Here is a 26,694-nt window from a genome sequence, read left to right as displayed (position 1 = left end):
GTGTTTATTCTCGGCGGGTGAAGAAGACCCTCGCGAAACTCGCGGACGGCCGCGAACTGATCTACTTCGACACCGACGAAGGTGCCGTCCGCGACGCCCCCGACCTGCGCCCGCTCGATCCGGTGGACAGCCGGCCGGAACTGCGGCGGGACGAGGCCACCGGTGACTGGATCACCATCGCCTCCCACCGCCAGAACCGGACCTACCACCCGCCTGCCGGCGAATGCCCGCTGTGCCCCTCCCGGGTCGGCCGGCTCAGCGAGATCCCCGCCGCCGACTACGAGGTGGCCGTCTTCGAGAACCGCTTCCCCTCCCTCGCGGGCGAGGCCGGGCGCTGCGAGGTCGTCTGCTTCACCCCCGACCACGAAGCCGGCTTCGCCGACCTCACCCCGGCCGCCGCCCGGCTGGTGCTGGACGCGTGGACCGACCGCACCGCGGAACTCTCCGCCCTCCCCGGCATCGAGCAGGTGTACTGCTTCGAGAACCGGGGCGCCGAGATCGGCGTGACCCTCGCCCACCCGCACGGCCAGATCTACGCCTTCCCCTTCGTCACGCCGCGCACCGCCAAGATGACCGCAGCGGCGCGGGCACACCGCGCCGCCACCGGCCGCAACCTCTTCGAGGACCTGCTGGCCGGCGCCCGCGCCGCCACCGAGCGGGTGGTGACGGCCGGGGAGCACTGGACCGCCTTCGTGCCCTACGCCGCCCGCTGGCCGTACGAGGTCCACCTCTACCCGCACCGCCGGGTCCCCGACCTGACCTGCCTCACCGAGGCCGAGCGGGCCGAGTTCCCCGAGATCTACCTCGACCTGCTGCGCCGCTTCGACCGGCTGTTCCCCGTACCGGAGCCGGAGGCAGCGGCGGAACGGCCCCAGGGGCCCGCGCCCACCCCGTACATCTCCGCGTGGCACCAGGCGCCCCGCACCCACGGGGAGGAACTGGCCCTGCACCTGGAGATGTTCACCATCCGCAGGACCCCCGACAAGCTCAAGTTCCTCGCCGGGACGGAGTCCGGGACCGAGGCCTTCATCAACGACGTGGCCCCCGAAACGGCCGCGCGACGCCTGCGGGAGGCCCTCGCGTGAACCGGACCGAACGGGCCGAGGACACCTTCGCGAAGCTCTTCGGCGGCTCCCCCGACGGGATCTGGGCGGCGCCCGGCAGGGTCAACCTGATCGGTGAACACACCGACTACAACGACGGGTTCGCCCTCCCCATCGCCCTCCCGCAGACCACCCTGCTCGCCGCCCGCGCCCGTACGGACGGGCGACTGCGGCTGCACAGCGCACAGGGCGACGGCCGGACCATCGAACTGAACGTGGCCGCCCTGGCCCCCGGGGCCGTGCCGGGCTGGGCCGCGTACCCGGCCGGGGTGGTCTGGGCCCTCGCCGAGGCGGGACACGCGGTCGGCGGCGCGGACCTCCACTTCGACAGCACGGTGCCCACCGGCGCGGGCCTCTCCTCCTCCGCCGCGCTGGAATGCGTGGTCGCCGTCGCCTACGACGAGCTGTACGGACTGCGGCTGCCCGGGCCCGAACTGGCCCGGATCGCCCAGCGGGCGGAGAACGCCTTCGCCGGCGTCCCCTGCGGGATCATGGACCAGATGGCCTCCGTGTGCTGCACCACCGGAGCCGCGCTCCACCTCGACGCCCGCACCCCGGAGCGCCACCGGCAGGTACCCCTCGACCTCCCGGGGCAGGGGCTCGGACTCCTCGTGATCGACACCCGGGTCTCCCACGACCTGGGCGACGGGGCGTACGCGGCCCTGCGCGCGGGCTGTGAACGGGCGGCCGGGCTGCTGGGCCTGCGCGCCCTGCGGGACCTGCCCGCCGCAGACCTCGCGGGGGCGCTGGGCGAGCTCCCGGTGGAACTCGTACCGCTGGTCCGCCACGTGGTGACCGAGAACGGCCGGGTCGCCGAGGCCGTCGCCCGGCTCCGGGCGGACGACGCGGCCGCCCTCGGGCCGATCCTCACCGCCGGCCATGCCTCGCTCCGCGACGACTACCGGGTCTCCTGCCCGGAGACCGACCTCGCCGTGACGGCCGCGCTGGACGCCGGGGCCCTCGGCGCCCGGATGACGGGGGGCGGCTTCGGCGGCTCCGTCATCGCCCTGGTGGAGGCGGGCCGCGAGGACGCGGTGGGCGACCGCGTCACGGCCGCGTTCGGCGCGGCCGGCCACCGGCTCCCGCGGCTCCTCACCGTCACCCCGGCGAAGGGCGCGCACCGTATGCCGGTGGAGTCCCGGTAGCCCTGGTAGCCCTGCGCTCAACCGATCACCCGCTTCCGCGCCCACTCACCCATCCACCCATCCACCCACGGACCCCCTGGACCCCTCCATGCCCACGCAACACGTTCTGGTCGTCGGCATCGACGGCGTACGGCTCGACCTGCTGGCCGAGCTGGACACCCCCCACCTCGACGAGATCGCCGACGCGGGCTTCCTGGCCCCCGTCGAGATCGACGAGGCCACGCCGACGATGTCCGGGCCCTGCTGGGCCACCATCGCCACCGGGGTCACCGTGGCCAAGCACGGGGTCTGGGGCAACCGCCTCGACGGCAACCGGCTCGACGTCTTCCCGGACTTCACCACCCGGCTGGCCCTCGAATGCGGCCGGCGGACCTTCGCCGCGGGCGGCTGGGCCCCCCTCTTCCTCGCCCAGCAGGGCGGCCCGCTCTTCACCGCTCCCAGCCGGCTCAGCTACATCGCTCCGCGCGCGGACACGCCGGAGGGCTGGGAGGAGGTCGACGAGGCGGTGACGGCCGAAGCGGCGCGCGTCCTCGGCTCCGGAGAAGACCTCGACGCCTCCTTCGTCTACCTCGGCGCCGTGGACGAGACCGCCCACTTCCTCGGCTGCGGCCCGGAGTACCGCAGGGCGATCGAGACGGCGGACCAGCGCCTGGGCCGGTTGCTCAAGGCGGTCGGCGACCGCCCGGGCCACCCCGGGGAGGAGTGGACGGTCATCGTGGTGACCGACCACGGCCACCGCGACGAAGGGGGCCACGGAGGGCGCAGCGAGCTCGAGCGCACCGCCTGGGTGGCGGCGAGCGGCCCCGGCCTGATCGCGGGCGCGACCCCGCCGGTGGTGAGGCACACCGATGTCGCCGCCCACGTGTACGCCGCGCTGGGCATCGGCCTGGACGCCCACTGGACCCTGGACGGCGCCCCCTTCACCGCGTGACGCGGCACGGTCCGCCAACGGCGAGCGGCCCCGCCCGGAAGATCCGGGCGGGGCCGCTCGTCCGTTGCGGCGCTGCTACCAGAGGACGGGGAGCCGCTCCGGGAGCCGCTTCATGAACCGGGTGCGCCAGACGAGCTGGTCGACCGGCACGGCGAGCTGGAGGCGGGGCATCTTCTCCAGGAGCACCTCGATGGCGATCTCGGCGTGCCGCTTGCCGAGCGCGGTGGCGGGGCAGTAGTGCTGTCCGCCGCCGAAGGAGAGGTGGGTGGCCGCGTTCTCCCGGTCGATGTCGACGACGTGGGGGTCGCTGAACACGGCCGGGTCGGTGTTGGCGGCCTCGACCAGGACGAGGAGGAGCTCCCCCTTCTTCACCTCGACGTCCCCGAGGGTGAGGTCTTCGAGGGCGAGACGGGGCAGGCCGTCGGCGATCGAGAGGTTGACCCGCAGGAGTTCGTCCACGGCGCCGGGGATCTTCTCCGGCGACTTCTGCAACTGCTCCCACACGTCCGGGTTCTGGAGCAGGGAGAAGATCGCCATCGTCAGGAAGCCCATGGTGGAGATGACCCCGGCGCCGAACAGGGTGACCCCGACCGTGGCGAGCATCTCGTCGGTGAGGTGGGCGTACTGGGGGTCCGTGCGCAGGGCCGCCAGCTCGGCGACGAGCCCGGTGGTGGCGGGGTCGTCGAGGCGCTCGACCATATAGGCCATGTCCCGGTCCCAGTTGAGCTTGGCACCGGTGACGGGGCAGGCCGAGTTCATGAACGCGATGTCGAGGCTGGACGCCAGGCGCGGGGCGTCGGCCTGCGGGATGCCGAGGATGCGGCAGTGCAGGTTCTCGGCGTACGGGTTGGTGAACTGGCTGCGCAGGTCGACGGGCGCACCGTGGGAGAGGAGGTCGTCGACGAGGGAGGAGGCGTGGCCGCGCATCCAGTCGGTGAGGCCGTCGGTCTTGGGGTTGATCGCCTTGAGGACGGCCTTGCGCAGGCCGGCGCCGGTGATGTTGCCCATGTTGTTGACGACCTCGGGCGGGATCGTCAGCGCGTACTGACGGGGCACGCCGGGCGCGGAGGTGTCCTTCAGGCTGAACCTGGGATCCTCGAGGACCTGCTTGCACAGCTCGTACGAGGAGACGAGCCAGGCCTCGTCGCCGGCGATCGTGCGGACCCGCTTGACCGGCTCGTCGCGCAACTCCTCCACCTGGTGGGGGAGCTGGTCGCCGCGCGCGGAGAACGGGAAGTCGAGGAGGGTCTCAGTGGACATCGGTTGATCCTTCGGCGGGGGTGATGACGGCGTGGCCCTGGTTGCGGGACGCGCGCAGACCGGAGCCGCGCGAGTAGAGCAGTTCCGCCATCGGCAGGAGCTGGTGGTAGCAGTTCAGGGAGGACGGCACCCCGAGAATGGCCGGGGTGTCGAGGAAGAGCGGAGCCTCGGCGCAGACGTACTCCAGGCAGACCTCGCGCTGCCGGGTGGTGGCGGTCTTCCCGCCCAGCACCTTGGAGGAGAGGAACGCGTCGACCAGGGAATTGCAGGTGCTGCGGAATTCCGGGTCGGTGTCGAGCAGGTTGTACAGGTGGCTGTGGAGCCTGCGGTAGGCGGGGATGTCGGTGAGGGCCGACATGGGGCGGGCGCGCAGGCGCTCGCCGCTGGGGTCGGCCTCGGCCGCCGCGTTGTTGACCTTCGCGCGGACGCCGCGCAGGTTCTTGACCGCCTTGCGCCGGGCTTCGTCGGCGTCGTAGCCGAGGGCCTCGTACATCTCGGCCACGTGCAGGTCGGTGTAGATGATGTCCACCTGCGCGAAGTTGCGCAGGCCCCACTGGGCGAGGTCGTTGACACGCTGGGCGGAGAAGTAGCTGTTCCCGGGCGAGATGCCGATCACGGCATGATCGCCTTCGGTGTGGATCACCTGGCAGTGCGGGGTGAACGGCCTGACTGTGAAGACTTCGGTCGCTGTCGTCAACAGGAGTCGGTCCTTCGCGCCGCAAGTCCCATGGGGCCCTGTGCCCCGGGTGTGGCGGCGACGTGACGGAAAGCTACCGGATCCTCACGTGCGGACCTATGCCTTCCGGCCGGTAACTCACCTGGTGGACACCACCGTTGCCCGAGGCGACGAGCGTGGACCCCCTTCAGCAGCTCGAAGAGGTGCCTGCCGGCCCGGGCCGGAGGCCCGTCCGAGGGGGTCACCGGCCCGCGCCGGGGACCCCCTCGGACGGGTGGTCAGCGCCCTGCCGGATGGTGCAGCCGCCGCCAGTAACCCGCGAGGTCGCCGACGGCGGTGGTGACCGAGTCGAGGGCCATCGTCGTGCGGGTGTCCTGGTCGTAACGGCCCCATTGCGGCATGGGATTGTGGTTGGGATCACCGGTGCGGACGAAGGAGATCCAGGCCGTGTGCATCGTCGAGGCGAGACCGTCACGGACCCTCGGGTTCAGCCCCGCCAGGAAGGGCGCCTGCGACCACTTGTCGAAGTTGTCGAACACGAACGGCAGCTCCAGGCAGTGCGCCGCCGCGAGTTGACCGCCGTGCGCGGGCGTCGGAAGGTTGAACTGGTACGCCCAGACCGGACGCCCGCGGGCCGCTCGCCGTTCGGCCAGCGCCACGGCGGGCATGCGGAACAGGTCGTCGGTGATCAGGTCCATCAGCACGTCCACGGGGCGGGCGCCCGGCCGGGCCTCCTCGTACGCGGTGTACGCCTGCTCCGCCCGGTTCCCGAAGGTGTCCCGGGCCCTGGCGACCACCTGCTCCCTGGTCGCGGCGGCGTACGGCGCGCTCAGCGCGAAGGCGAAGTTGGCCTCCTCCCTGGTCCAGCCGATCAGGACGTCGATGTCCGCCCCGCCTCCGCCGAGCAGCAGGTCCGCGGGGTCGCGGTCGAGGGTGACCCCGTCGAGCACCGGCAGGAACGGGGTCGACCAGTAACCCCACCGTCCGGTGCGCCCGAACATCTCGAAGGTGGCGGCGATCAGGCGCGGCCAGGGCACGGCCCGCAGTTCCGTCACGTCCCGGGCCCCGAGGATGTCCAGGAAGGCGGCGGTGCGTTCGAGGGATTCGGCGCGCGTGGGGATCTTCAGCCCGAGCGGCGGGCTCTGCAGGATGGCGCGCCGGAACAGCGGGCGGCCCTTGGGGCGGACGCCGGCCAGCGCCGCGACCGACAGCGCGCCGCCGGACTGGCCGGCGAGGGTGATGTCGTCGGGGTCGCCGCCGAACGCGGCGATGTTGTCCCGTACCCAGCGCAGTGCGGCGAGTTGGTCGGTGAGCCAGAAGTTCCCCCCGGCGCCGTCCTCGCCGAAGTACAGGTAACCCAGCGGCCCGAGCCGGTAGTTGATCGTCACGACGACGAGGTCGCCGTCGCGCGAGAAGGTCTCGCCGGAGTAGCCCGGCATCGATCCGGATCCGGAGATGAAGCCGCCGCCGTGGATCCACACCATGACCGGCCGCTTGGCGTCGTCGGTTCCGGGTGTCCAGACGTTGAGCGTGAGGCAGTCCTCGTCGAAGGGGGGCGAGCCGTGGGTGCCGAGCACCTGGTCGCCTCCCTCCCGGTAGGGCTGCGGGGCGCTCGGGCCGAAGGCGGTCGCGTCGCGGGTGCCCTGCCAGCCGGGGTGGGGGCGGGCCGGCCGCCACCGGAGGGCGCCGACCGGCGGCGCCGCGTAGGGCACGCCCTTGAACACGCAGAGGCCCCCTTCGGTGCTTCCGCGCAGTCGGCCCGAGGGCAGTTCCACGACGGGGGAGGGCTCGGCCGAGCGCGGGGCGGCCTGCGCCGCACGCCCGCCCGCGACCCCGGAGAGCAGTGCGCCGCCTGCCAACACCCCGCTGTTCTTGAGGACTTTGCGCCGTGATGGATCGTCGGTCATGGTGCTTCACTCCCTGGCTGATCGTCGGCCCGTCGCCGGAAAGATGTATAGCGAGAATTTGACGGGGGTCAGTATTGCTCCATGTCCGGGGTGCGGGTCAAGGGGTGCGGGGCAGGTGTGGGCGCATATCTTGCGAAGTATTGACGGCCGTCGTAAAAGCGCGATAGACACGTGTCACTTCGGTCGGCTCTCAGGTCACCCCTGAGAGCCGGACCCTTCGCGCCTGGGGCTCCCCAAGGCGGTCCCCATCAGCAACATCCCGCCCTCCAGGGCCGGTTGACTACGTACGGAGTTCCCATGGCAGGTCGGTTTCGTCCCCTTGGTCTCGTCGCCGCATCAACGGCGCTCTTGCTGACCACGGCATGTGGTGGTGCGAGCCTCGGGACCGGCGAGGACAAGCAGAGCGGGCCCGTGAAGATCGGGCTCCTCGTCCCGCGGTCGGGGACCTACAAGGCGCTGGGCGACGACATGAAGCAGGGCTTCGAGCTCTACGTCGCGCAGCACGGAGGCAAGCTCGGCGGTCGTGAAGTGGAGATCGTCGTCGCGGACGAGGGTGAGACGGCCGACTCGGGCAAGGCGGCGGCCGAGAAGCTGGTCAAGCAGGACGGGGTGCTCGCCGTGAGCGGGGTGGTGAGCTCGGCCACCATCAACGGGGTCAAGGACCTGTTCGAGAGCGGAAAGGTCCCGCTCGTCGGCTCGAACGCCTCACCCACGACACTGACCGGGACCAAGTACATCTGGCGCACCTCGTACGTCAACGACGAGCCGGGCAAGGCACTCGGCAAGCACGTGGCCGAGCGGGCCGGCGGACCGGTCTTCCTGATCGCCGCGGGATACCAGGCCGGCAAGGACGAGGTGGAGGGCTTCAAGTCCACCTTCCTCCCGGCGGGCGGCAAGCCGGCGGGGGAGGAGGTCTACACACCGTTCCCGGGGACCAAGAACTTCCAGCCGTACCTCGCGCAGATCGAGAAGTCCGGCGCGAAGGCCGTCTTCTGCTTCTACGCCGGCGGTGCGGCCGTCGACTTCGTCAAGCAGTACCGGGACTTCGGGCTGGCCGGCAGGATCCCGCTCTACGCGCCCGGCTTCCTCACCGAGGGAGGCGTGCTCAAGGGGCAGGGAGACGCGGCCAACGGCATCTTCACGGCGCTCAACTACGGCGCGGACCTCGACAACGCCGCAAACAAGCAGTTCGCGCCGGCGTACACGGCCGCCCACGGTGCGGCCCCGACCACGTACGCGATGGCGTCCTGGGACGCGGCGCAGGTCCTCGACAAGGCGATCGAGGCAGCCGGTTCCAACGGTTCCGCGGTGACCTCCGAATCGGTCAACGCGGCCATCGCCCAGGTGGGGGACATCGACAGCCCGCGCGGCACGTGGCGGTTCAACAGCGGCGGGACGCCCGTCCAGCCCTGGTACCTGCGCGAGGTCAAGCAGGGCGTCAACACCGTCAGTTCCGAGCTCGGCAGACTGGGCGGCTGACATGTCCGGATGGTTGGACGGCAACTTCGTCAGCGTCATCGACGGGGTCGCCTTCGGTCTGCTGCTGTTCACGATCGCGGTCGGACTCTCCCTGGTCTTCGGCATGATGGACGTGCTCAACCTCGCGCACGGCACGCTCTACCTGGCCGGGGCCTACGTCGCCTACGCACTCTCCGACGGAACCCTGACGGGTCTCCTCCTCGCCCTGCTGGCGGGCGCCCTGGTGGGCACCGCGGGCGGGGCCGCGCTGACCTTCCTCACCCAGCCCCTGGCCCGCCGCGGACACCTCGACCAGGCCGTGCTGACGCTCGGCATCACCTTCATCGTGGCCGACCTCCTCTCCGCGGCCTTCGGCGCGGACGTACTGCCCACGGACCCGCCCACGGCCCTGCGCGGGACGGTCGGCCTCCTCGGCCACGCCTATCCCGTCTACCGATTGGTGTTCATCGCCGTCGCGGCCGGCCTCGCACTCCTCGTGTACCTCGTCTTCGAGCGCAGCTCGCTCGGAGCCCTCGTACGGGCCACCGTCGCCGACCGGGACATGGTCCGCGCGCTAGGTGTCGACATCCGCAAGGTGCTCTACGGAGTCTTCGCGTCCGGCGCCGCCCTGGCAGTCGTCGGCGGAGTCCTCGGGGCGCCGATCCTCGGCCCCGGGCCGGGCGTCGACGAGACCGTGCTCGTCCTCTCGCTCGTCGTCGTGGTCGTGGGGGGCCTCGGATCGGTGCGCGGCGCACTCGCCGGAGCACTCCTGATCGGCCAGGTGCAGACCCTCGGGGTGGCGCTGCTCCCGGAGTACGCCCCCTTCCTCCTCTTCGGGACCATGCTGCTCGTCCTCGTGGTCCGCCCGCACGGCCTCGTCGCATCGGCGGTGCGCGCATGAACCCGTCCGCAAAGACCGGCACGGCAGAGGCAGGCACGGCAAAGGCAGGCACGGCAGAGGCCGGCACCTCGACCGCCGGCACCGCGGCAAGGCGGCGGCTGCCGGCCGCCACCGTGACCGGCGCCCTCGCCCTGGCCCTCGCCCTGGCCCCCTTCGTGCTCGGTTCGTACGCGATCGGCACCCTCTCGCGGATCCTGGTGTTCGCCCTCCTCGTACTGAGCGTGAACCTGCTCACCGGCCTGACCGGGCTGCCGACCCTCGGCCAGTCCGCCTACTTCGGCGTGGGCGCCTACACGGCGGCGATCGTGGCGACACGCATCACCGACATCGGGCCGCTCCAACTCCTCATCGCCGCGGGCGTCTCCGCACTCGTCGCCGTGCCGACCGGATGGCTTGCCGTGAGAGCCCGCGGCGTGGTGTTCCTGATGCTCACGCTGGCCATCGGCGAGATCGTCTACAGCGCCGCCGTCAACTGGAAGTCACTGACGAACGGCACCGACGGGATGTCCGGCATCCCGCCCGTCGTACCCCTGCCCGGCCTGCCCGCCCTGGAGCTCGACGGGCTGGTCTACTTCTACGTCCTGGCTGTGTTCCTGCTGCTCTTCGCTGCGGTCTCCCGCCTGGGCTCGACCTCGTTCGCCCTCGCCCTGCGCGGCATCCGCGACAACGAGCCCCGCATGCGGGCGATCGGCTACCCCACCCAGCGCTACGCCCTGACCGTCTACTGCGGCGCCGGGGCGCTGGCCGGAGCCGCCGGGGCCCTGTGGGTCTCGGTGCAGCGGTTCGTCTCGCCCGGCGACGCCGGCTTCGAGATCGCCGCGCTGGCCCTGCTGGCCGTCGTCATCGGAGGCTCCGGCTCGATGCGGGGGGCCTGCGCCGGCGCCGCGCTCGTCTGGCTCACCCGCGACTACCTCGGAAACCTCGAAGCCGTCGCCGGACGCGGTCCCCTGCTGCTCGGACTGCTCTTCGTCATCGCCGTCTACACGCTGCCCCGAGGACTGGCCGGCGTACGCATCCCGCACAGGCTCACCCGAAAGAGGACGGCGTGACGGACCAGGACCACGGTCTACTCGAACTACTCAACGTATCCCGGCACTTCGGCTCATTCCGCGCCCTGGACGAGGTCGACCTGACCGTGCGGCGGGGCGCCCGGCACGCGGTCATCGGCCCGAACGGTGCAGGAAAGTCAACCCTGTTCGGCCTGATCTCGGGCACCCTGCCACCCACCGCCGGAACCATCCTCGTCGACGGGCAGGACGTGACCCGGCTGCCCGTACACCGCCGGGTCGGCCTCGGCGTCGCGGCGACCTTCCAGCACTCCAGTCTCTTCATGCGCGAGACCGTGCTGGAGAACGTCCTGCTCGCGGTGGTACGCCGAGCCGCTACCCGGGGTGCCTCCCGAGCCACTTCCCGAGCCGCTTCCCGGGGCGCGGCGATCGCGCAGGCGCACGAACTGCTCGACCGGGTGGGCCTGCCCACCCGGCACGACCTCCCGGCCGCCGAGCTCTCGCACGGCGAGCGGCGCCAGCTGGAGGTCGCGGTGGCGCTGGGGACCGAACCCCGGCTGCTGCTCCTGGACGAGCCGGCCGCCGGCATGTCGCCGGCGGAGACGGCGCGGCTCACCGAGCTGATCGCCGCCCTGCCGGCGGAGGTGACCGTACTCCTCATCGAGCACGACCTCGACATGGTCTTCGAACTCGCCGACACGGTGACGGTCATGCACCTCGGCAGGCACCTGATGACCGGCTCCCCGGACGAGGTGCGTGCCTCCACCGAAGTCCAGACCGCCTACCTGGGCACCACGGAGGTCACCTCGTGAACCCGCTCCTGCGCATCCGCGCACTGCGCTCCGGCTACGCCGGGGGCGTGGTCCTCGGCGGTGTGGACCTGGACCTCGACACGGGCGGAACGCTCGCCCTCCTCGGACGGAACGGAGTCGGGAAGACCACTCTCATCTCGACCGTCATGGGCCTCGTCCGCCCCTACGAGGGCAGCGTCCGCCTCGACGGCCGCGAGCTGGCCGGAGCCCGCGTCGACGTGATCGCCCGCGCAGGCGTCGGCGTCGTCCCCCAGGGGCGCCGGGTCTTCGCCCCGCTGACCGTCGACGAACACCTGACGATCGCCTCGCGGCGCCCGGCGCGCGGCCCCTGGACCAGGACCCGCGTACTCGACCTGCTGCCGCGGCTGGGTGAGCGCCTGGGACACCGCGGTGACCAGCTCTCCGGCGGAGAACAGCAGATGCTCGCGATCGCCCGGGCCCTGCTGGGCAATCCGCGCCTCCTGCTCCTCGACGAGCCGTCCGACGGCCTCGCCCCGTCGATCGTCGCCCAAGTGGGCGAGGTGATCCGCGAGGTGAGCGCACAGGGCATGTCGGTCGTCCTCGTCGAACAGAACCTGACACTCGCCCTCTCCGTAGCCCGAAACGTGGCAGTCATGCAGAAGGGAGTCATGGTCCACCAGGCCCCCACCACAGAACTCGCCTCCCACCCCGAAGACCTACGCCGCCTCCTGGGCGTCGACTGACGCGGCGGCCGAGCCGCCCGCCCAGCACGGGGAGGCAGCTTCGCTGCCCTGATGTGTGGGCGTGCCCCTAGGCTCGAGCCATGAGCCGTGCGTGGGAGCCCTCAATGCCGGGGGTGCTGCGACTGCCGTCGGGCCGGCTGGTCCGCGGACGGGGGCTGAGACGGCCGGCTCCGTCCGGCCCGGCGCCCGATTTCGGGCTGTACCTGCTCGGCCGCCGCCCGGCGGCCGTGAGGTGGGAGAGCCGGTGGCTGCGCTGGCCGGACTTCTGGCTGCCCAGCGACCGGGCCGGGTTCGCCTCCGCGCTGGGGGAAGCCCTGGCGCGGGCGGGGAGCGAGCGTGTCGAGATCGCGTGCGGGGGTGGGTACGGTCGCACCGGGACGGCAATGGCGTGCCTCGCCGTGCTCGACGGACTCCCCGCGGAGGAAGCGGTCGGCTTCGTACGACGGAACTACACCCACCGGGCCGTCGAGCCCCCTTGGCAGCGGCGGTTCGTCGCCCGCTTCGGGTAGCCCTGGACGCGGCAGCCGCCCGGTCAGGGCGGCATCTCCCGGGGCAGCCCGAACGGGACCCGCGGCAGCACCCGGCGGACGTCGAAGCCCAGGGGACAGCTGACCGGACGGGCGAATCGTTGTAGGCTCCGCAGACCGCCCTTGACCTGCGTGAAGCAGGCAGGGAGCAGACACATCGGGAGTATTCGCATGCTTCGCACCATGTTCAAGTCCAACACCTAGCCTCTGGGCATCCGCGCAGGTCAGGGCGGTGATGGGCGGGCCCAGGTCAGCAAACGGTCAGCATGGGACCAGAGTGTGTGTCCTGCTTATGCTGAGCGTCTGCGGTCGCGGCGCCGGAAGGCCGCCGCCAAGGGGCGTGACCCGCTTGAACGAAGAGGCCCTGAACGCCACCTTCAGGTGCCTTCTCCTATGCCGAACGGCAGGTGAGGATCTCCACGGTCACTGCCGCCGCACCCTCGTTCGTCAATGCCACCTCGCGCGTGGCGGCGTCAGGGAAGAGATGCGTGAGGACGCTTTCGTTGGCGATGAGCAGCGAGTCGCTGACTGTGATCGTCGTGTTGGTCTTCAGCTTCGCCTTCACCTGCGCCGGCTTACCCGTGGTGGTGTTCCGTACGGTCACTGCGAACAGCACCATGGTGCCTGCGGGCAGCGGCACCTTCTCGTTGTCCTTGTCTTCCCCAGAGTTGTTGCCGGCCTTCGCGAGGGAGACGGAGCTCAAGGTGTACGACTGCGGCTCCAGGCTGAGGCTCAGCGGCAACGAGGGTCCGCCCGCCACCTTGACCGCCGCGGTTACCGATACCTGCACCATCACGACCTCCTTCGACCTTCTGCCTGGGCCGACCATGCCAAGCGACTGTCAACGTGGTGTCACGCCGCCGTCACCGCCGTGGCGGTGACTCGTACGTGATGGCGCGGTGACGTGGCTCGGACACCATCGGCGGTCCGTGGCGTCCGTCGTCGAAGGGCCAAACAGCCATGCCGGTGCAAGTCAGCCACCCTGGCGTCTACATTCACGAGGTCACGGGCGGCAGCCGCGCGATCGTCGGCGTTGCCACCGCCATCACCGCGTTCGTGGGACGGGCGCTCCGCGGTCCGGTCGACGAGCCGGTGGCGATCTCCTCGTTCGGCGAGTTCGAGCGGATCTTCGGCGGGCTGTGGCGGCTCAGCGGACTCGGCTACGCGGTGCGCGACTACTTCCTCAACGGCGGCGGAACCGCTCTCGTGGTACGCCTCGATGTCGACGCCAAGCGGGCGGAGCTCAACAAGGACGGCCTGAGCCTCATCGCATCCACCCCCGGCGCCTGGGGCAACAAGCTCCATGTGAAAGTGACGCACCCGCTCGTAGCGGATGGGGCCCAACAGGTTGCCGACGCGCAGGGTGAGGGCGTCACTCACGATTCACTGTTCAACCTTGTCGTCACGGATACGTCCACCAAATTCAGGGAAGAGTTCCTCAATGTGACCGCGGTTCAGGGACCGCGCCAGATGGCCATCGTATTGCGCTCCTCGCAACTGATCCGCGACAGCAAGCTGTTGCCGACCGTGGTCCGGCCGCCCGAGGGGGAGTACGAATTCGGTGACTCCGCCGGAGGCGCTGACGGTGATCCATTGACCTTCTCCCGCTACACCGATGGTGAAAAGGAGGGGAAGAAGGGTCTCTACGCACTCGAGAAGGCGGATCTCTTCACTCTGCTGTGCCTCCCGCCCTCGACTCCCGGTGACACCACGATCCCGGAACTCTGGGGACCTGCGCTGAAGTACTGCGAATTCAAGCGCGCCTTCCTGATCATGGACCCTCCGCCCGCCCTTGAAACGGCGGAGAAGGGGGTGCTCAGCTGGCTGGATGATCTTGCCCTCAAAGGCGAGTTCGCACGCAACGGTGCCCTGTATTTCCCACGGATCCACCGCCCCGACCCACTTCGCGGCGGTGTCGTCGACGAGTTCGTGCCCTGCGGCGCAGTGGCGGGGGTGATGGCCCGCACGGACGTCTCGCGCGGGGTCTGGAAGGCGCCGGCCGGAATCGACGCCGGGATCGCCGGTGCCAGCGGTCTCGCGGTGACTCTCACCGACACTGACCAGGACAAGCTCAACCCCAAGGGCATCAACTGTCTGCGCACCTTCCGGGACGTCGGCTCCGTGATCTGGGGCGCCCGTACCCTGCGCGGTGCCGACGTATTCGCGGACGAGTACAAGTACGTGCCCGTGCGAAGGCTCGCGCTGTTCCTGGAGGAGAGTCTGTTCCGAGGCTCCCAGTGGGTGGTCTTCGAGCCCAACGACGAGCCGCTGTGGGGGCAGATCCGCACATCGCTCGGCGCCTTCATGCAAGATCTGTTCCGGCAGGGCGCCTTTCAGGGTGCGAGCCCGCGCGACGCCTATTTCGTGAAGTGCGACGCCGAGACGAACACGCAGTACGACATCGATCGCGGCATCGTGAACATCCTCGTCGGCTTCGCCCCCCTGAAGCCGGCGGAGTTCGTCATCATCAGCATCCAGCAGAAGACCGCCGGCTCGCCGGCCTGATCCGGACTCGGCAGGAGGGACGGAGATGACCGAAATCACGGTCAGCGCAACGCGGTTCGACCCGTACAAGAACTTCAAGTTCCGGCTGAAGTGGGACGGGCGCTATGTGGCCGGGATCAGCAAGGTCAGCGCGCTGAAGCGCACCACGGAAGTGGTGACCCACCGGCACGGCGGGGATCCGAGCAGCAGCCGCAAGTCGCCCGGCCGCTCGGAGTACGAGGCCGTCACGTTGGAGCGGGGCGTCACGCATGACCGGGACTTCGAGGCGTGGGCCAACAAGGTGTGGAATTTCGGCAGCGGTCTGGGCGCGGAGACCTCCCTCAGGGACTTCCGCAAGGACGTGATCCTGGAGCTCTACAACGAGGCCGGGCAGCTGGCAATCGCCTACAAGATCTTCCGGTGCTGGGTTTCGGAGTTCCAGGCGCTGCCCGAACTCGACGCCAATGCCAACGCCGTCGCCATCCAGACCCTGAAGCTCGAGAACGAGGGCTGGGAGCGCGATCTCTCGGTCACCGCTCCTGTCGAGCCGTCCTTTACGGAGTGACGCGTGCCAGGTCTGAGCGACCCCGCGCGTCTGCTGGCGGCGTGGGAGCATGCGGTGTCCGTCCCTGCGGCCGCCCGTGGCGCGGTGCTGGTCTGCCACGGCGGGTTCGCCGGGGATCTGGAGTCAGTGCTCGGCCTGTCGGTGGGTGAGGTCGGCGTGCTGGCCGGGCGGCTGTACGCGGAGGAGTTCAGCGAGACGGTCGAGGCGCTGCTGCCGTGTGCGGGATGCGGCGAGGTACTGGACGTGCGGCTTCCGCTGGCCGCCCTGAGTGCGGTGGCGCCCGGGCGGGACTGCCGGGTGCTGACACCGGACGGAGGTGAGCTGACGGTACGGGCACTCACCACGCGGGACCTGCTCGCGGCCGGCCGTGCGGCCGAGCCGGCGGCCGAGTTGTTGTCGCGGTGCGTGTCCGATGCCGAGGGAGTGCCAGTCGACCCGGCAGCTCTGATGCCAGAAGTGGCGGCCGAAGTGGACGCTGCGGCCGAGCGGCTGGCCGGTGCGGCCGCCGCCGTGGTCCGAACCGGCTGTCCGGACTGCGGAGCCGAAGCCTTGGTGCCGGTCGACATCGGGGCGCTGCTGTGGGAACGGGTGGCGAGTGTCGCCTCGGCCCTGATCTCGGAGGTGGCCGCCCTGGCCGCCGCGTTCGGCTGGCGGGAGGCCGATGTGCTGGGGCTGTCCCCGGTCCGGCGCGGCATGTACCTCCAACTCGCGCGCGGGGGTGCCGCGTGACCGGCTTCTTCACGCGCATGGGTGAGCGCGCGCTGGGTGTCGAGGGAGCGATGCGCCTGCGACTGCCCGAACGCTACGAGGCGTACGCCGAACCGGTGCTGAGGCCGGCGGCTGAGCCCGCGCCGCTCCCGGAACGCGCGCACGAGGTCCTGGCCGCCCTGCGGCCGTCCGTTCCGGAACCGGCCCCGGTTCCGTCCGGCGAGAGGCCGGCGTCCCCCCGCACCGCGGGCCCTGAGCCCCTTCCGGCCGCGGTACGTCGAAGGGAGGAACCCGGGCCGGCGCCCGCGGCGAAGATCGCCGACACGCCGAGGCCATTGACCGCCCGGCCCGTCGACCGGGCTCCGGGAGCCTCGGACCGTAGGGAGACCACCCGCCAGGGACCCCTCCCGGCGCCGACGGCCCCTTCCGCGCCCCTACCGGTCGAGCGTGCCGCGCCCGAGCCGTCCGGATCAGCGCCCGCGGACCCCGCCGGGTCCAGGCCCGAAGGCGCCCTCCTGCCGTTGCCGACACCAGGCCGTACCGCGCCCCTGGACCTTGCGGCCCTCCTGCGTCTGCACGTGCTGCCCGCACTGGCCGGGCACGGTGTCGTGGAGCCGGGTGAAGTCCCGGTACTCGTCGAGCCTTCGTCGGGCCACGCGTCGGCGCGTGCGGCGAGCACCCCGGCCGCGGGTACGGCGGCTGTCCGGCCGGGGCGGATGAGCGTTCGGCAGTCAGGTCCGGGCACGGCCGCCGAGTCGCGGCTCTCGGGGCGAGGCGCGCCCGCCGACGTACACGTACACATCGACCGGATCACCGTCACCCGGGCCGCACCCGCCGCGCCTCCTCCGACTCCGCCGCCGGTCGCTCCCCGCCCGCGGCCCGGCTCCGACCACGCCGCCTACCTCGCCCGCCGCAAGGAGCGGCGATGAGCAATCCGCTCGTGCTCGCGGCCGTCACGTCCACCATCTGCTACATGCTGCAAAGGGCTGTCGATCAGAAGAGGCCGGGATCCGTGGGAGGCCCCAACGTGACGACCAGCCACCCGGCGAAACTGGGCGGCACCAACCTCGCCACCCACAGCGGCATCAACGTCTACTGCTTCCACGCCACACCCCAGACCACGGGGAGCGTGGCCGTTCTGCCGACCCGGCGTTCCGACGGCTCACTGATCGCTCGCCCCGCCGCCGCTCTCGATCTCCACTACCTGATCAGCTGCTACGGGGACGACGAGGAGCTGGAGCCACAGCGGCTGCTGGGTGTGGTGGTGAGCGCCCTCACCTCCACCCCGATCGTTCCCCGAGGCCTGGTCACGGCGGCCGTCAAGCACTACAGCGATTCCGGAGCCGGAGGAGGCTGGCCCTTCCTGGCCAAATCCGACCTCGACGAGGCAGTGGACCTGGTGAACCTGTCGCCGACCGCACTGTCGCTGGAAGAGACGTCCAACCTCTGGGGGCTGTTCGACACTCCGTACCAGCTGTCCGTCACCTATCTGGCATCCACGGCGGTCATCACCTGCGAGTCGCCCCCGAAACTGGCGCCGCCGGTACTGAGCCGCAAGGTCGGCGTGCAGTCCATCGGCGCGCCGCGGCTGGACTCGGTTTCCATCGCAGGCGAGGGTGCGGCGGCCGTCACGGGGGCGGACCTCGTGCTGCGCGGCAGCCGACTGCCGGGGCCCGGGATGCGGATCAGGATCGGGCCGGCCGAGCTGAGCCCGGCGCCGGGGGTGTCGGACACCGAAGTGCGCGCCGAGCTGACCGCCGAGGTTCCCGCCGGGGTGCACGCCGTACAGATGACGCACCGCTCCGCTCCGGGGCCGGACGATGACCCTCCGAGTCGAGTGGTGGCCTCCTCGAACGCCGTTCCGCTCATGGTGCGGCCAACGGTCGTGAAAGTACTTACCGGTTCTCCCACCGTGCTCACCGTCGCCCCGCCGCTGCGGAAGGGCCAGCGGGTGACCGTGCTGCTGTCCCGCCGCTCCGGCGGCGACCCGGACGATCCCTCGGACCTGGCCTTCGACCTGCCGCTGGTGGAGCAGGCCTCGCAGAAGGATCTGGCCCTGCCCGACGATGCCCTCCTGCCGGGCATCTGGCTGGTACGCGTCCGGGTGGACGGAGCCGACAGCCTGCCCGAGCTTGTCGGCAAGACCTTCGGCCGGCCCGAACTCGTCGTCGCGGCGCCGCCGCCATGACGGCCACCGATGAGTGGGAGCAGGACAACCGGGCCGCCCTCGTGGCTGAACTCGGCGTGATTCGGGCGAGATTGCGTGGCGAGGACACCGGCGAGTCGGAGACGGTCGCGAACGAGGCGAGAGCGCGGATCGCCGGGCCGACCCTGCTGGACGACGTCACCCGCGGCTTCGGCCTCAGCGACTTCGAACGGGCAGTGCTGCTGCTTGCCGCCGGTCCGGAGTTGGTCGCCGACACCGCCGACGACATCGCGGTGGTCGGCGGGGACCCGCGGCCGACGTTCGCACTGGCCATGTCCTGCCTTCCCGCTCCGCATTGGAGCGCTCTGACACCCCTGGGCCCGCTCCGCCGCTGGCACCTGATCCACTTGACGGACGTGTCGTCGCCGACGCGCAGCCCCCTGCTGGTGCCCGAGCGGCTGCTGCACCACCTGGTCGGAGCCGGCCACCTCGACACTGAACTCGCGGCGGTGACCCGAGGGGTCACCGCACCGTACGAACTGACCGGCGCACTGCGCAATGCGGCGGACGAGACCGCGCAGGCCTGGGCCGAGGGGCGGATCGTCGTGCTGAGCGGAGCTCAGCGGGCGAACTTCACGGCGGTGGCGGCGGTGGCGGCGCAGACCGCCGGCGGCCAGCGGCTGCACGTGGTCGCGGTCGAGGACGTGCCACGCCGTGCCGAGGAGCGGGAGCGGTTCCTGCGCCTGATGGAACGGGAGTCGGTTCTGTCGGGATGCGCCTGGGCGATCGACTGCGAGGATGCCCGGGGAGAACACTCCGGTGCGCTGATGCGTGCGCTGTCGGCCCTGGACGTACCGGCGGTGGTGTTCGGGGGCGACGACGTGCGGGTCCCGGGCGATGCCCTGACGATCGTCCTGCCACGGCTCGGCGTGCCCGAGCGGGTGGCGGCCCTGAGTGCGGCGCTCGGTCGGCACTGCGGGCCGGAGTCCGTGCCGGCGCACGAAGCGGCGGCCGCCGCGGCGGGCGTCTTCGACCTGTCGGTCCCGGACATGGAGTCGGCGGCCGAGGACGTCGCGCGCGGGGCGGAGCTGTGGACCGCGTGCCGGCTGCGGGCCCGGGCCGGCTTCTCCGGTGCGGCCCAGGTCGTCGAACCCCGTGCGGACTGGTCCCATCTGGTACTGCCCGAGGGACAGTTGGATCAGCTGCGCGCACTGGTGGGGGCGGTACGGCATCGGAGCCGCGTGCTCGACGACTGGGGTTTCGCCGCGTCCTCGACGCGCGGACTGGGTACGACGGCGCTGTTCGCGGGTCCCAGCGGTACGGGGAAAACCCTAGCCGCGGAGGTCGTGGCCAAGGAGCTGGGCCTGGACCTGGTGGTCGTCGACCTGTCGCAGGTGGTGAACAAGTACATCGGTGAGACCGAGAAGAACCTCGCGCGGATCTTCAACGCGGCCGAGGACAGTGCCGCAGTGCTGCTCTTCGACGAGGCGGACACGCTGTTCGGGAAGCGGACGGAGGTGCGCGACAGCCACGACCGGTACGCGAACCTGGAGGTCGGCTACCTGCTGCAGCGCATGGAATCCTTCCGGGGGCTGGCCGTCCTGACCACGAACGCCAAGGGGGCGCTCGACCAGGCCTTCCTGCGACGCCTGCGGGTCGTGGTGACCTTCCCGTACCCGGACCCGGCGGCCCGCGAGGCGATGTGGGCCCGCGCCTTCCCGGCGCGCACCCCGACCGAGGGCCTCGACCCCCGCCGCCTGGCGTCGGTGGACCTCGCGGGCGGCGCGATCGCGGCGGCGGCCTTGACGGCGGCGTTCCTGGGCGCGGCGCGGGGCGGGGTCTCGGGTGAGGACGTCGCGGCGGCGACGCGCTGGGAACTGGCCAAGAGCGGCCGCACGGTCGCGGGGCGCTGACTGCAGCATAAAAGTGAGCGGCTGGTCAGGTCGGGATCTGGGCGAGTTTGCGTTTCGCGAGGAACTCGTTGATGTCCTTGAGCTGAAGTGCAGCTGCATTTCTGATGCCCTTCTCGGTCGGCAGTGCTTCCTTGCTTCCCCGTAGGACTCCGTGGTTCTTGTAGTCGATCGACACCGCGTCGACGGTGCGCCGCACAGCGCCCTCCGCGAGCATTTTGAAGGCCCGCCGTGCGTTGTCTGCTGGGGTGCCCCGGCCTGGCAGTGTTCCGCTCTCGGTACGGATCGCAAAATTCTTCAGAAGGCGCTGATCCGACCCCAGACCGACTTCCTTGGTGGTCTTGACGTTCTTGGTTCTGGCGCGGTTGGTCTTGTCGTTCGCAGCTTGCTTGTAGATCAGGATGGTGTGCATGTGGGCATATTCCTCCTTGGTCACCCAGTTCTTCTCTCGATCCCCCGCACTGGAGAAGTGCGAAAGGATCACGGAGTCCACGTAGCTGCGCGGGATGACGTGTTCCGACTCGAGTTCCCAGAGCTCGGCGTATGCGGGATTCCCGGAACGCGGCCGAAATCGCTGCGGCTGCGAGCCGTGCCGTGCCACACCTCCAAGGTTGGGCGGGTCACCCAGGGCACTGACCAGGAGGCCGGGAGGGTTACGGATCAGGCGGATCATCTCGCGGATGATCCGCCGTCGTTCGGTCGCTGTGGCGGTCGCCGGAAGTGCACGGTACTGGTCGTCGAGAGCCCTTAGCTGGTCAAGGTTGCCGACCGGCTGTGCCTTGGCAGACGCCACCATGAGGCGGCCCTGACTATCGGGGTAGACCTCATGGTCCTCGCCGGCGAGGTCGAAGTGCTCGTGGAGTGCCTCCGGCTTCTGGCCGCCTGCCCCGGCCGGGGCAGGCGCGCCGCCGGCGCCGAGGGCGTTCAGGACCGGTGCCCCGATCCGCATCGCCTGCGTGAACAGCCATTCCACCGCCTGGTCGATGAGCTGGCGGACCTGGCGGATGATGCCGACGATCGCCTCCGGCACGTTGCCGATGCCCACCTGGCTGGCCAGGAAGCCGATCGCGATCGGCACCGCGTTCGCCAGGCCCTTTTCGATCATCGCGGCGCCGGGGTCGATCCGGCCCGCCGCCACCTCCGCGAACGTGGTCACGTACTGGTCGACGATCTCCAGGATGTCCCGCAGGTACTCGATCGCCGACTGCACTGCACGGAAGAAGGCGATGAAGCTGTTCACCACGGCCATCACACCGGTCGGGTCCAGCATGGACAGCAGCTTGGCGACGACGCCTTCGATGATCTCCTTCGTGATCCAGTCCCGGGCCATGCCCAGCACCTTGTCCCACAGACCGCTCAACTGGCCGGCCAGGAAGTCGGCGATCGCGGGGGCACCCCGCGTCTGGACATCGGCGATGAAGGACCACGCGCCCGTCAGTACGTTCACCGCACCGCGGATCGCCGCGACCCGCTCGGGCCCGATGTGTTTGCCGAGTTTCTGCCAGAGCGTCTCGACGCCCACGCCGAGGACTTCGAAGATCAGTCCCAGGATCGATTTGAAGGTGATCTCGGTCGGGATGGTGATGCCCAGTTGGCCCAGCCCGCGGAACAGCCATTTCACCAGGCCCTGGACGAGATAGGTGCCGATGTGGTCGAAGAAGCGCATGAAGCCTGTCTTGAGCGCCTCCAGCATGTGCAGCAGGAAGGCGACCGGATCGCGCTTGATGTCCTTGATGGCACGACTGACGTTGGCGACGATGCGCGCGAGCAGGTCGGTCGGGAAGTTCATCAGCTTCAGGACGAGCCCCACGACGACCTCGACCACGACGCCGACGAACTCGACGATGCGGCCCAGCGGTTCGCCGAATTTGGCGGTGACCCGGATGAACGCACCGATCGGGTCCAGCAGATCTTGGAGCTGGAGCGTGTCCCAGACCCCGCGGAAGGTCGAGGTGATCAGGTCGACCGAGACGCCGAGCCGCGCCATCTCGCTCTCGATGCGGGCCGCGGCCTCCGCGATGACGCCCGACGAGGCGAGTTGCTCGTACGTGGCCTCACCGTCGGGCAGCAGGGTGATGAAGCCCTTGATGAGGTTCTGGGCGTTGCGTTCGACGGCCTCGCCGGTGAACGGGTTCTTGCCGAGGATCACCGTCAGCAGGTGGAAACCCGGGATCTTGTGGGCGTACTGCGAGAGCCAGCCGAGGAGCGCGTCCTTGACGAGGGAGAGGACCTTGCCGATGACGGTGCCGGCGAAGTCCCCGATCCGGCCGACCAGGGCGAAGGCCCGGCCTGCCAGCGCCTTCAGATTGGTGAGCAGGTCGGGGAGGTTCTGCGGCTGGATCGCGGCCCAGGCGTCCCGGAACAGGGCCCGCAATTCGCCGAGGATCCCGGTGAACGTGGCGGCCTGCTCGTCCAGCCAGTCCGCGGTCTTCTGCAGGGTTCCGCGTTCCTTCATCTGCGCCAGCGCGGACTCCTTGCCGATGAGGCGAAGGAAGTCCTCGAGGATCTCGACGGTCTGGGCCTCGACCGGCCGGTCGCGCAGTGGGTCGTAGTGCAGGACCTTCTTGGCGAGCTCCCAGATTGGCTTGAACTGCGGTGTCTCCAGCAGGGGTTCGACGATGGCGGCGGCCGCGGTGCGGATCAGCTCCATCACACGGGCGGCGACCGCCCCGATGAACGCGCGGATGTCGGTGAGGACGGCGCCGAGGTGCCGACGTACGACGGCGAGATTGGCCTCCGGGCCTTCCGTGAGGTGGATCTCTTCCCACGCCTGGGCGATTTCGTGTGAGAGGCGGGCGGCGGTCAGATTGTGCTGGGCGAGCCCCTCGATCAGCAGCGAGAACACGTCGCCGATGACTCCGGCGGCCTTCATCACCTCTCCCGCGACCGGCCCGAAGGGGCCGAAGGAGAGGAGCTGGGTGACGAGTTGGTCGCGGTCGAGCTTGACGGGCGCGTTGGTGAGGAGGTCCTTGCCTGTGATCAGCGTGAGCGTGGTGTAGCCGGGCAACGCGCGGACCGGCACCGTCAGGAACTCGGGCAGCGGGACGCCCCCGCCCGCACCGGCGTCCGTCTGACGCATGACGGTGCTCCGGGCGACGGCGGAGGAGTTCTGCTGCGCCACGTGGGTGGCCTCGTGGGCCATCAGCCGTACGTCGTACGGGGATTCGCGGTCGCCGAGGTAGATCGAGGAACCGGAGGTGAAGGCGCGGGCCTGCAGCGCGGCGGCCGCCGCCGCGGCCTGTGGTCCGGTGTGGACGCGTACGGCGCCCAGGTCGACGCCGATGTGCGGCTCGATGTGGGCGCGCAGGGACGGGGCGAGGGGGAGGCCCGGGCCGTGGCCGCCGCCCTCGATGACCCGCTGCACACCGGCGGGGACGGTGCCCCGGCCGGTGCTGGTGCCGGCGGCGGCCGGCTTGCGCAGGACCCCGGCGGGGCCTGGCGGCCTGGCGGCGTGCTGCACCGGCCCGCCGCCGGCCACGCGTGCGGCCACGGCGTCGGCCTGCCGCTCACAGGGGTCCCCGGGTGTACTCAGGCTCAGCTTCGGCTGCACCGTGTGGTGGGTGTGGACGGGGAGTTGGGCGACGTCGTGCGTCCCCCGCGCGCCGGTTACGTTCCGCGCGGCGGCTTTGGGCCTGCCGTCCGGCCCGTCGCCCTCGCGGTCACGCCTCCGGTCCGCCCGCGAGCGGGCGCTGGTGGCCACCCGGTCAGTCCCTCGCCAGCCAGAACCACTGCTCGAACCGGCTGCCGGTCACCTCGTTCTCGGTGGTTGGCGTGAGTCGCGTGTACTCCCCGTCCAGGAAGGCGTTCACACGCCCGTTCAGATGCTTCGTCTTGTCCTCTTCGGCGATGACGGCCCAGCCGTCGATCTGGAACCGGCCTTCGATGGGGCGGTCCCAACTCATGTACTCCTCAAGCTTCACGAAGTGGTAATGCAGCCACCGTTTCATCGTGTCGGGGTCGCGAGGTGCCCAAAGGATCGTGGTGCCCTCAGCTGAGACGTCCGCGTCCAGCATGGTGGAGCGAAATGCGATGGGTTGCTCCAGGAGGGTCCGGTCCTGCCCCGGCATGTGCTCCACGTCAGACCACAACTGCGGTGCTTCCCCTGACAGAGGCCAGGGGAACTCGAGGATGACGCGCACAACGGGCTTGGGGCCCCGCCTGTTGGACAGGCTCTTCGGGTCGACCTCTTCACTGACGTTCACTTGGATGCCGTTGGACAGCTCGTCGAGACTCACCCGGTCGTCGTTCAGAAAAGGTCTGGCGCCAAGCCGGAAAATCAGGTCCCTGATGTGCAAGCCTTCCGAGGTCTGGCTGCCGTTCGAGGGTGGTGCCGCCTGGGCGGTCACCGTGACGGGTGCCCTCGTTACGTCCTCCGCCTGGCTGATGGACAGAACGTCGGAGCCGTCGGCGCCGAAACTCGGCTGCCACCAAAAGGCGGCCGAGCCGTCCTTGGCCGTCACTCCGGTGGCCGTGGCCGAGGCGCCCGTGAGGTCGCTCGGGTGGGCGCCTGCGGAAGGGGCCTCGTCGACGAGGGCGCCCGTGGTCGCCGCCGCCGTCACCTTGGCTCCCTTGACCGGGCCGCAGGCGGAATCCACGATGACCCGGACTCGCTGGGGGAGGACCTTGTCTGCCGACGGCAGTTGCTGACCGTCGCCGCCGAGCAGGCGCAGCTTGCGCGCCTGGACGAGGCCGTCCAGCGCTTCCTTCACGGTCTTCGTGTGTTTGAAGGCCGTGCACCCCTCCGGCGGATCCCACGCCACGCCCTCCGCTTTGCTCATCCGCCCCGTCACGATGACCTTGACGTCGGTTCCCTGGCCACTGTCGTTCAGCCGCTGCGCCTCCAGCGTCTGCGTGTTGCTTCCGGCAGGGTCGAGCGTCCACCAGACCGAAGCCACGCCGTCCTTGTCGGTGAGGGTCGGTTCGCCGGGGGCTAGGGCGGCGCCGGGCTTCGTCCGCACGCTGCCCTTCTTGGGGGTGAAGAGAACCGGCGCTCCTTCGACCGGCAGGTTGCCGTTGCGCACCACCACCCGGACGGACTTGGCGAGTTCCTTGCCCGGGATCGCCTCCTGGCCGTCCCCGCCGACCAGGTCGATCGTCGTCAGCTGGGTCAAGGTCGGTGCGATGGGCCGGCAGTCGGACTCCAGCGTCCACGTGCTGACCCCGCCGGCGGGCGTGTCGCGCTTCAGGATGGCCAGCGGCGTGACATGCCGCGCCGGGCCGTGGGGCGGCAGGTACATCGGGGCGTTGGTCGACTTCGGCTTTTTGGGCCATTCCAGCGAGCCGTTCGTCGCGTTGAGGCCGTACGCCAGTCGGGCGGTGCGTGCCGGGATCAGCCAGTAGTCTCCCGTCTCCAGGGCCGCCTCGGCATCGAAATCGATCCAGATACCGTTTTCCAGAGGCGCGTTGGGGGTCGTGACGGTGGTTGGCCCGCCCTCCCACCTGCGGACGATCGGAGCCCTTCCCAGCGAATCGATGTCGCCGACGCCGCTCCCGCTCAGCCAGACCACGGGCAGCCGCAGGCCCTTCGGCTCCTTCACCCTCGCCAAGTATCCGGACTGTCCGCATAGTTGCCGTGCAGGACTGGTGACCTCGACGATGTCGTCGTGACCGATGGAGAGTTCCTCGTCACGGCCGACCCGGTCTACGGTCAGCTCGGCGTCCACCCCCGCCGGCAGCGCCGTCTTGCTGATCCCGACGAGTGAGGCGGTCACGCTTCCGTTCTCCCGTGACCACAGAAAGGTCTTGGCCTTCTCGTGGATCTGCACGCGATAGAGCTGGTTCTCGAGCCGCGTGTAGCTGCCGGCAGCGGTGATGGCGCACGGGTCGTTGCCGGGCGCCTCGGCTTCGACTGATGCCGCCATCAGGCCCCGAGCCGGTGGTTTCCCCGTCGCGCGGTGCAGATTCGAGCACACCGTCGTCTCGTTCTGCACTTCCCTGTATGTGACCTGCCAGACGGTCCGGTCCCGGGTCGTCGTGTCCGGGCCGCCGAGAGCCGATTCACGTAGCCCCTCCACCTCGTCGACCGTCACATGGTGGGCGTGTACGTTGAGGTAGAAGGCGTGGCGGGTATCCTTCGTCGGCTCGGCCAGACCAGGCGTCTCACCGATCGTGGCACGGTCCGGCTGGTTGTTCAGCGGGATGCCCTCGCCCTCCCCGTGGGCCTCCACCAGAACTCCGTCGACGTACATGCGCCCGGGGGAGATCCGCAGGTCCTCCCAGGGCGTTCCCTTCGGGGGATTGCCGTCCTTGTCGGTGATCCTGAAGGCGTTTCCCGCCGCCGGCGCCCCCGAGCGGCCGAAGGTGTCGAGAGCACGTGTCTCGTCATGGTGAGCGGTGATCTTGGTCTGTTCGTTCCAGTCCGCGTCCAGCAGCGCCCGCCCCTGCTGGAGCAGCACGGAGCGGAAGCGTGCCCGCGCGTCGAAGGTCCACCGGCTGAAGTCGCCTTGCATT

At 70.4% G+C, this 26,694-nt stretch carries 21 protein-coding genes; 15 read left to right on the top strand and 6 right to left on the bottom strand.

What is annotated here, in order from left to right; all coding sequences use genetic code 11:
- The first annotated feature begins 17 nt into the window (after positions 1-17).
- The 3 genes from galT to ACODT5_RS08390 all read left to right on the top strand — a co-directional run bounded on the left by galT (position 18) and on the right by ACODT5_RS08390 (position 3,179).
- Complete coding sequence (galT, locus tag ACODT5_RS08400; protein WP_422518551.1) at positions 18-1,085, top strand: galactose-1-phosphate uridylyltransferase; 1,068 nt, start codon at positions 18-20, stop codon at positions 1,083-1,085.
- The gene (galK, locus tag ACODT5_RS08395; protein WP_422518550.1) at positions 1,082-2,248 is read left to right on the top strand and encodes a galactokinase; all 1,167 of its coding nucleotides are present in this window, start codon (positions 1,082-1,084) and stop codon (positions 2,246-2,248) included. The genes galT and galK overlap by 4 nt, the downstream gene beginning before the upstream one ends.
- 88 nt (positions 2,249-2,336) lie before the next feature.
- The gene (locus ACODT5_RS08390; RefSeq protein WP_422518549.1) at positions 2,337-3,179 is read left to right on the top strand and encodes an alkaline phosphatase family protein; all 843 of its coding nucleotides are present in this window, start codon (positions 2,337-2,339) and stop codon (positions 3,177-3,179) included.
- Between the two features lie 75 nt (positions 3,180-3,254).
- Here ACODT5_RS08390 and ACODT5_RS08385 read toward each other — a convergent pair whose 3' ends face one another.
- The 3 genes from ACODT5_RS08385 to ACODT5_RS08375 all read right to left on the bottom strand — a co-directional run bounded on the left by ACODT5_RS08385 (position 3,255) and on the right by ACODT5_RS08375 (position 7,022).
- On the bottom strand, positions 3,255-4,439 hold the full coding sequence (locus ACODT5_RS08385) for a cytochrome P450 (protein ID WP_422518548.1): 1,185 nt from the start codon (positions 4,437-4,439) through the stop codon (positions 3,255-3,257).
- Positions 4,429-5,136 (bottom strand): cyclodityrosine synthase, encoded by a 708-nt coding sequence (locus ACODT5_RS08380; protein WP_422518547.1) that lies wholly within the window; start codon positions 5,134-5,136, stop codon positions 4,429-4,431. The genes ACODT5_RS08385 and ACODT5_RS08380 overlap by 11 nt, the downstream gene beginning before the upstream one ends.
- Positions 5,137-5,393: 257 nt before the next feature.
- Positions 5,394-7,022: a carboxylesterase/lipase family protein gene (locus tag ACODT5_RS08375; RefSeq protein ID WP_422518546.1), complete on the bottom strand. Its 1,629-nt coding sequence runs from the start codon at positions 7,020-7,022 to the stop codon at positions 5,394-5,396.
- Positions 7,023-7,319: 297 nt separating this feature from the next.
- Here ACODT5_RS08375 and ACODT5_RS08370 point away from each other — a divergent pair, with 297 nt between their 5' ends.
- The 6 genes from ACODT5_RS08370 to ACODT5_RS08345 all read left to right on the top strand — a co-directional run bounded on the left by ACODT5_RS08370 (position 7,320) and on the right by ACODT5_RS08345 (position 12,413).
- Positions 7,320-8,501, top strand: a complete 1,182-nt coding sequence (locus ACODT5_RS08370) for an ABC transporter substrate-binding protein (protein ID WP_422518545.1) — start codon at positions 7,320-7,322, stop codon at positions 8,499-8,501.
- A 1-nt stretch (position 8,502) separates the two neighbouring features.
- Entirely contained in the window at positions 8,503-9,381 is an 879-nt protein-coding gene (locus tag ACODT5_RS08365; RefSeq protein ID WP_422518544.1) for a branched-chain amino acid ABC transporter permease, read from the top strand.
- A complete protein-coding gene (locus ACODT5_RS08360; protein WP_422518543.1) occupies positions 9,378-10,430 on the top strand; it encodes a branched-chain amino acid ABC transporter permease in 1,053 nt (350 codons plus the stop codon). Before ACODT5_RS08365 ends, ACODT5_RS08360 begins: the two co-directional genes overlap by 4 nt.
- A complete protein-coding gene (locus ACODT5_RS08355) occupies positions 10,427-11,200 on the top strand; it encodes an ABC transporter ATP-binding protein (RefSeq protein WP_422518542.1) in 774 nt (257 codons plus the stop codon). Before ACODT5_RS08360 ends, ACODT5_RS08355 begins: the two co-directional genes overlap by 4 nt.
- On the top strand, positions 11,197-11,904 hold the full coding sequence (locus ACODT5_RS08350; protein WP_422518541.1) for an ABC transporter ATP-binding protein: 708 nt from the start codon (positions 11,197-11,199) through the stop codon (positions 11,902-11,904). The genes ACODT5_RS08355 and ACODT5_RS08350 overlap by 4 nt, the downstream gene beginning before the upstream one ends.
- Positions 11,905-11,984: 80 nt before the next feature.
- Complete coding sequence (locus ACODT5_RS08345) at positions 11,985-12,413, top strand: protein-tyrosine phosphatase family protein (RefSeq protein ID WP_422518540.1); 429 nt, start codon at positions 11,985-11,987, stop codon at positions 12,411-12,413.
- Positions 12,414-12,822: 409 nt separating this feature from the next.
- On the opposite strand, the gene ACODT5_RS08340 is transcribed toward ACODT5_RS08345, so the two are convergent.
- Positions 12,823-13,224, bottom strand: coding sequence for a hypothetical protein (locus ACODT5_RS08340; protein ID WP_422518539.1), 402 nt, complete (start codon positions 13,222-13,224; stop codon positions 12,823-12,825).
- Positions 13,225-13,391: 167 nt separating this feature from the next.
- On the opposite strand from ACODT5_RS08340, the gene ACODT5_RS08335 reads away from it, so the two are divergent.
- From ACODT5_RS08335 to ACODT5_RS08310, 6 genes are all read left to right on the top strand, one after another.
- Positions 13,392-14,936, top strand: coding sequence for a phage tail sheath family protein (locus ACODT5_RS08335; protein WP_422518538.1), 1,545 nt, complete (start codon positions 13,392-13,394; stop codon positions 14,934-14,936).
- Between the two features lie 25 nt (positions 14,937-14,961).
- A complete protein-coding gene (locus ACODT5_RS08330) occupies positions 14,962-15,480 on the top strand; it encodes a phage tail protein (RefSeq protein ID WP_422518537.1) in 519 nt (172 codons plus the stop codon).
- 3 nt (positions 15,481-15,483) lie between these two features.
- Positions 15,484-16,209 (top strand): hypothetical protein, encoded by a 726-nt coding sequence (locus tag ACODT5_RS08325; protein ID WP_422518536.1) that lies wholly within the window; start codon positions 15,484-15,486, stop codon positions 16,207-16,209.
- A gap of 500 nt (positions 16,210-16,709) precedes the next feature.
- Complete coding sequence (locus tag ACODT5_RS08320) at positions 16,710-17,117, top strand: hypothetical protein (protein ID WP_422518535.1); 408 nt, start codon at positions 16,710-16,712, stop codon at positions 17,115-17,117.
- On the top strand, positions 17,114-18,376 hold the full coding sequence (locus ACODT5_RS08315; protein ID WP_422518534.1) for a Pvc16 family protein: 1,263 nt from the start codon (positions 17,114-17,116) through the stop codon (positions 18,374-18,376). The genes ACODT5_RS08320 and ACODT5_RS08315 overlap by 4 nt, the downstream gene beginning before the upstream one ends.
- Complete coding sequence (locus ACODT5_RS08310; protein ID WP_422518533.1) at positions 18,373-20,247, top strand: ATP-binding protein; 1,875 nt, start codon at positions 18,373-18,375, stop codon at positions 20,245-20,247. Before ACODT5_RS08315 ends, ACODT5_RS08310 begins: the two co-directional genes overlap by 4 nt.
- Before the next feature lie 25 nt (positions 20,248-20,272).
- Here the strand turns inward: ACODT5_RS08310 and ACODT5_RS08305 are convergent, their stop codons facing one another.
- Both ACODT5_RS08305 and ACODT5_RS08300 read right to left on the bottom strand, forming a co-directional pair.
- A complete protein-coding gene (locus tag ACODT5_RS08305) occupies positions 20,273-23,944 on the bottom strand; it encodes an eCIS core domain-containing protein (RefSeq protein ID WP_422518532.1) in 3,672 nt (1,223 codons plus the stop codon).
- Between the two features lie 4 nt (positions 23,945-23,948).
- Complete coding sequence (locus ACODT5_RS08300) at positions 23,949-26,693, bottom strand: DUF6519 domain-containing protein (RefSeq protein WP_422518531.1); 2,745 nt, start codon at positions 26,691-26,693, stop codon at positions 23,949-23,951.
- Position 26,694: the final 1 nt, after the last annotated feature.

Source organism: Streptomyces tatrensis (genome assembly GCF_049310065.1).
Lineage (GTDB): Bacteria > Actinomycetota > Actinomycetes > Streptomycetales > Streptomycetaceae > Streptomyces.
This window is presented reverse-complemented; position numbering and strand designations above follow the sequence as displayed.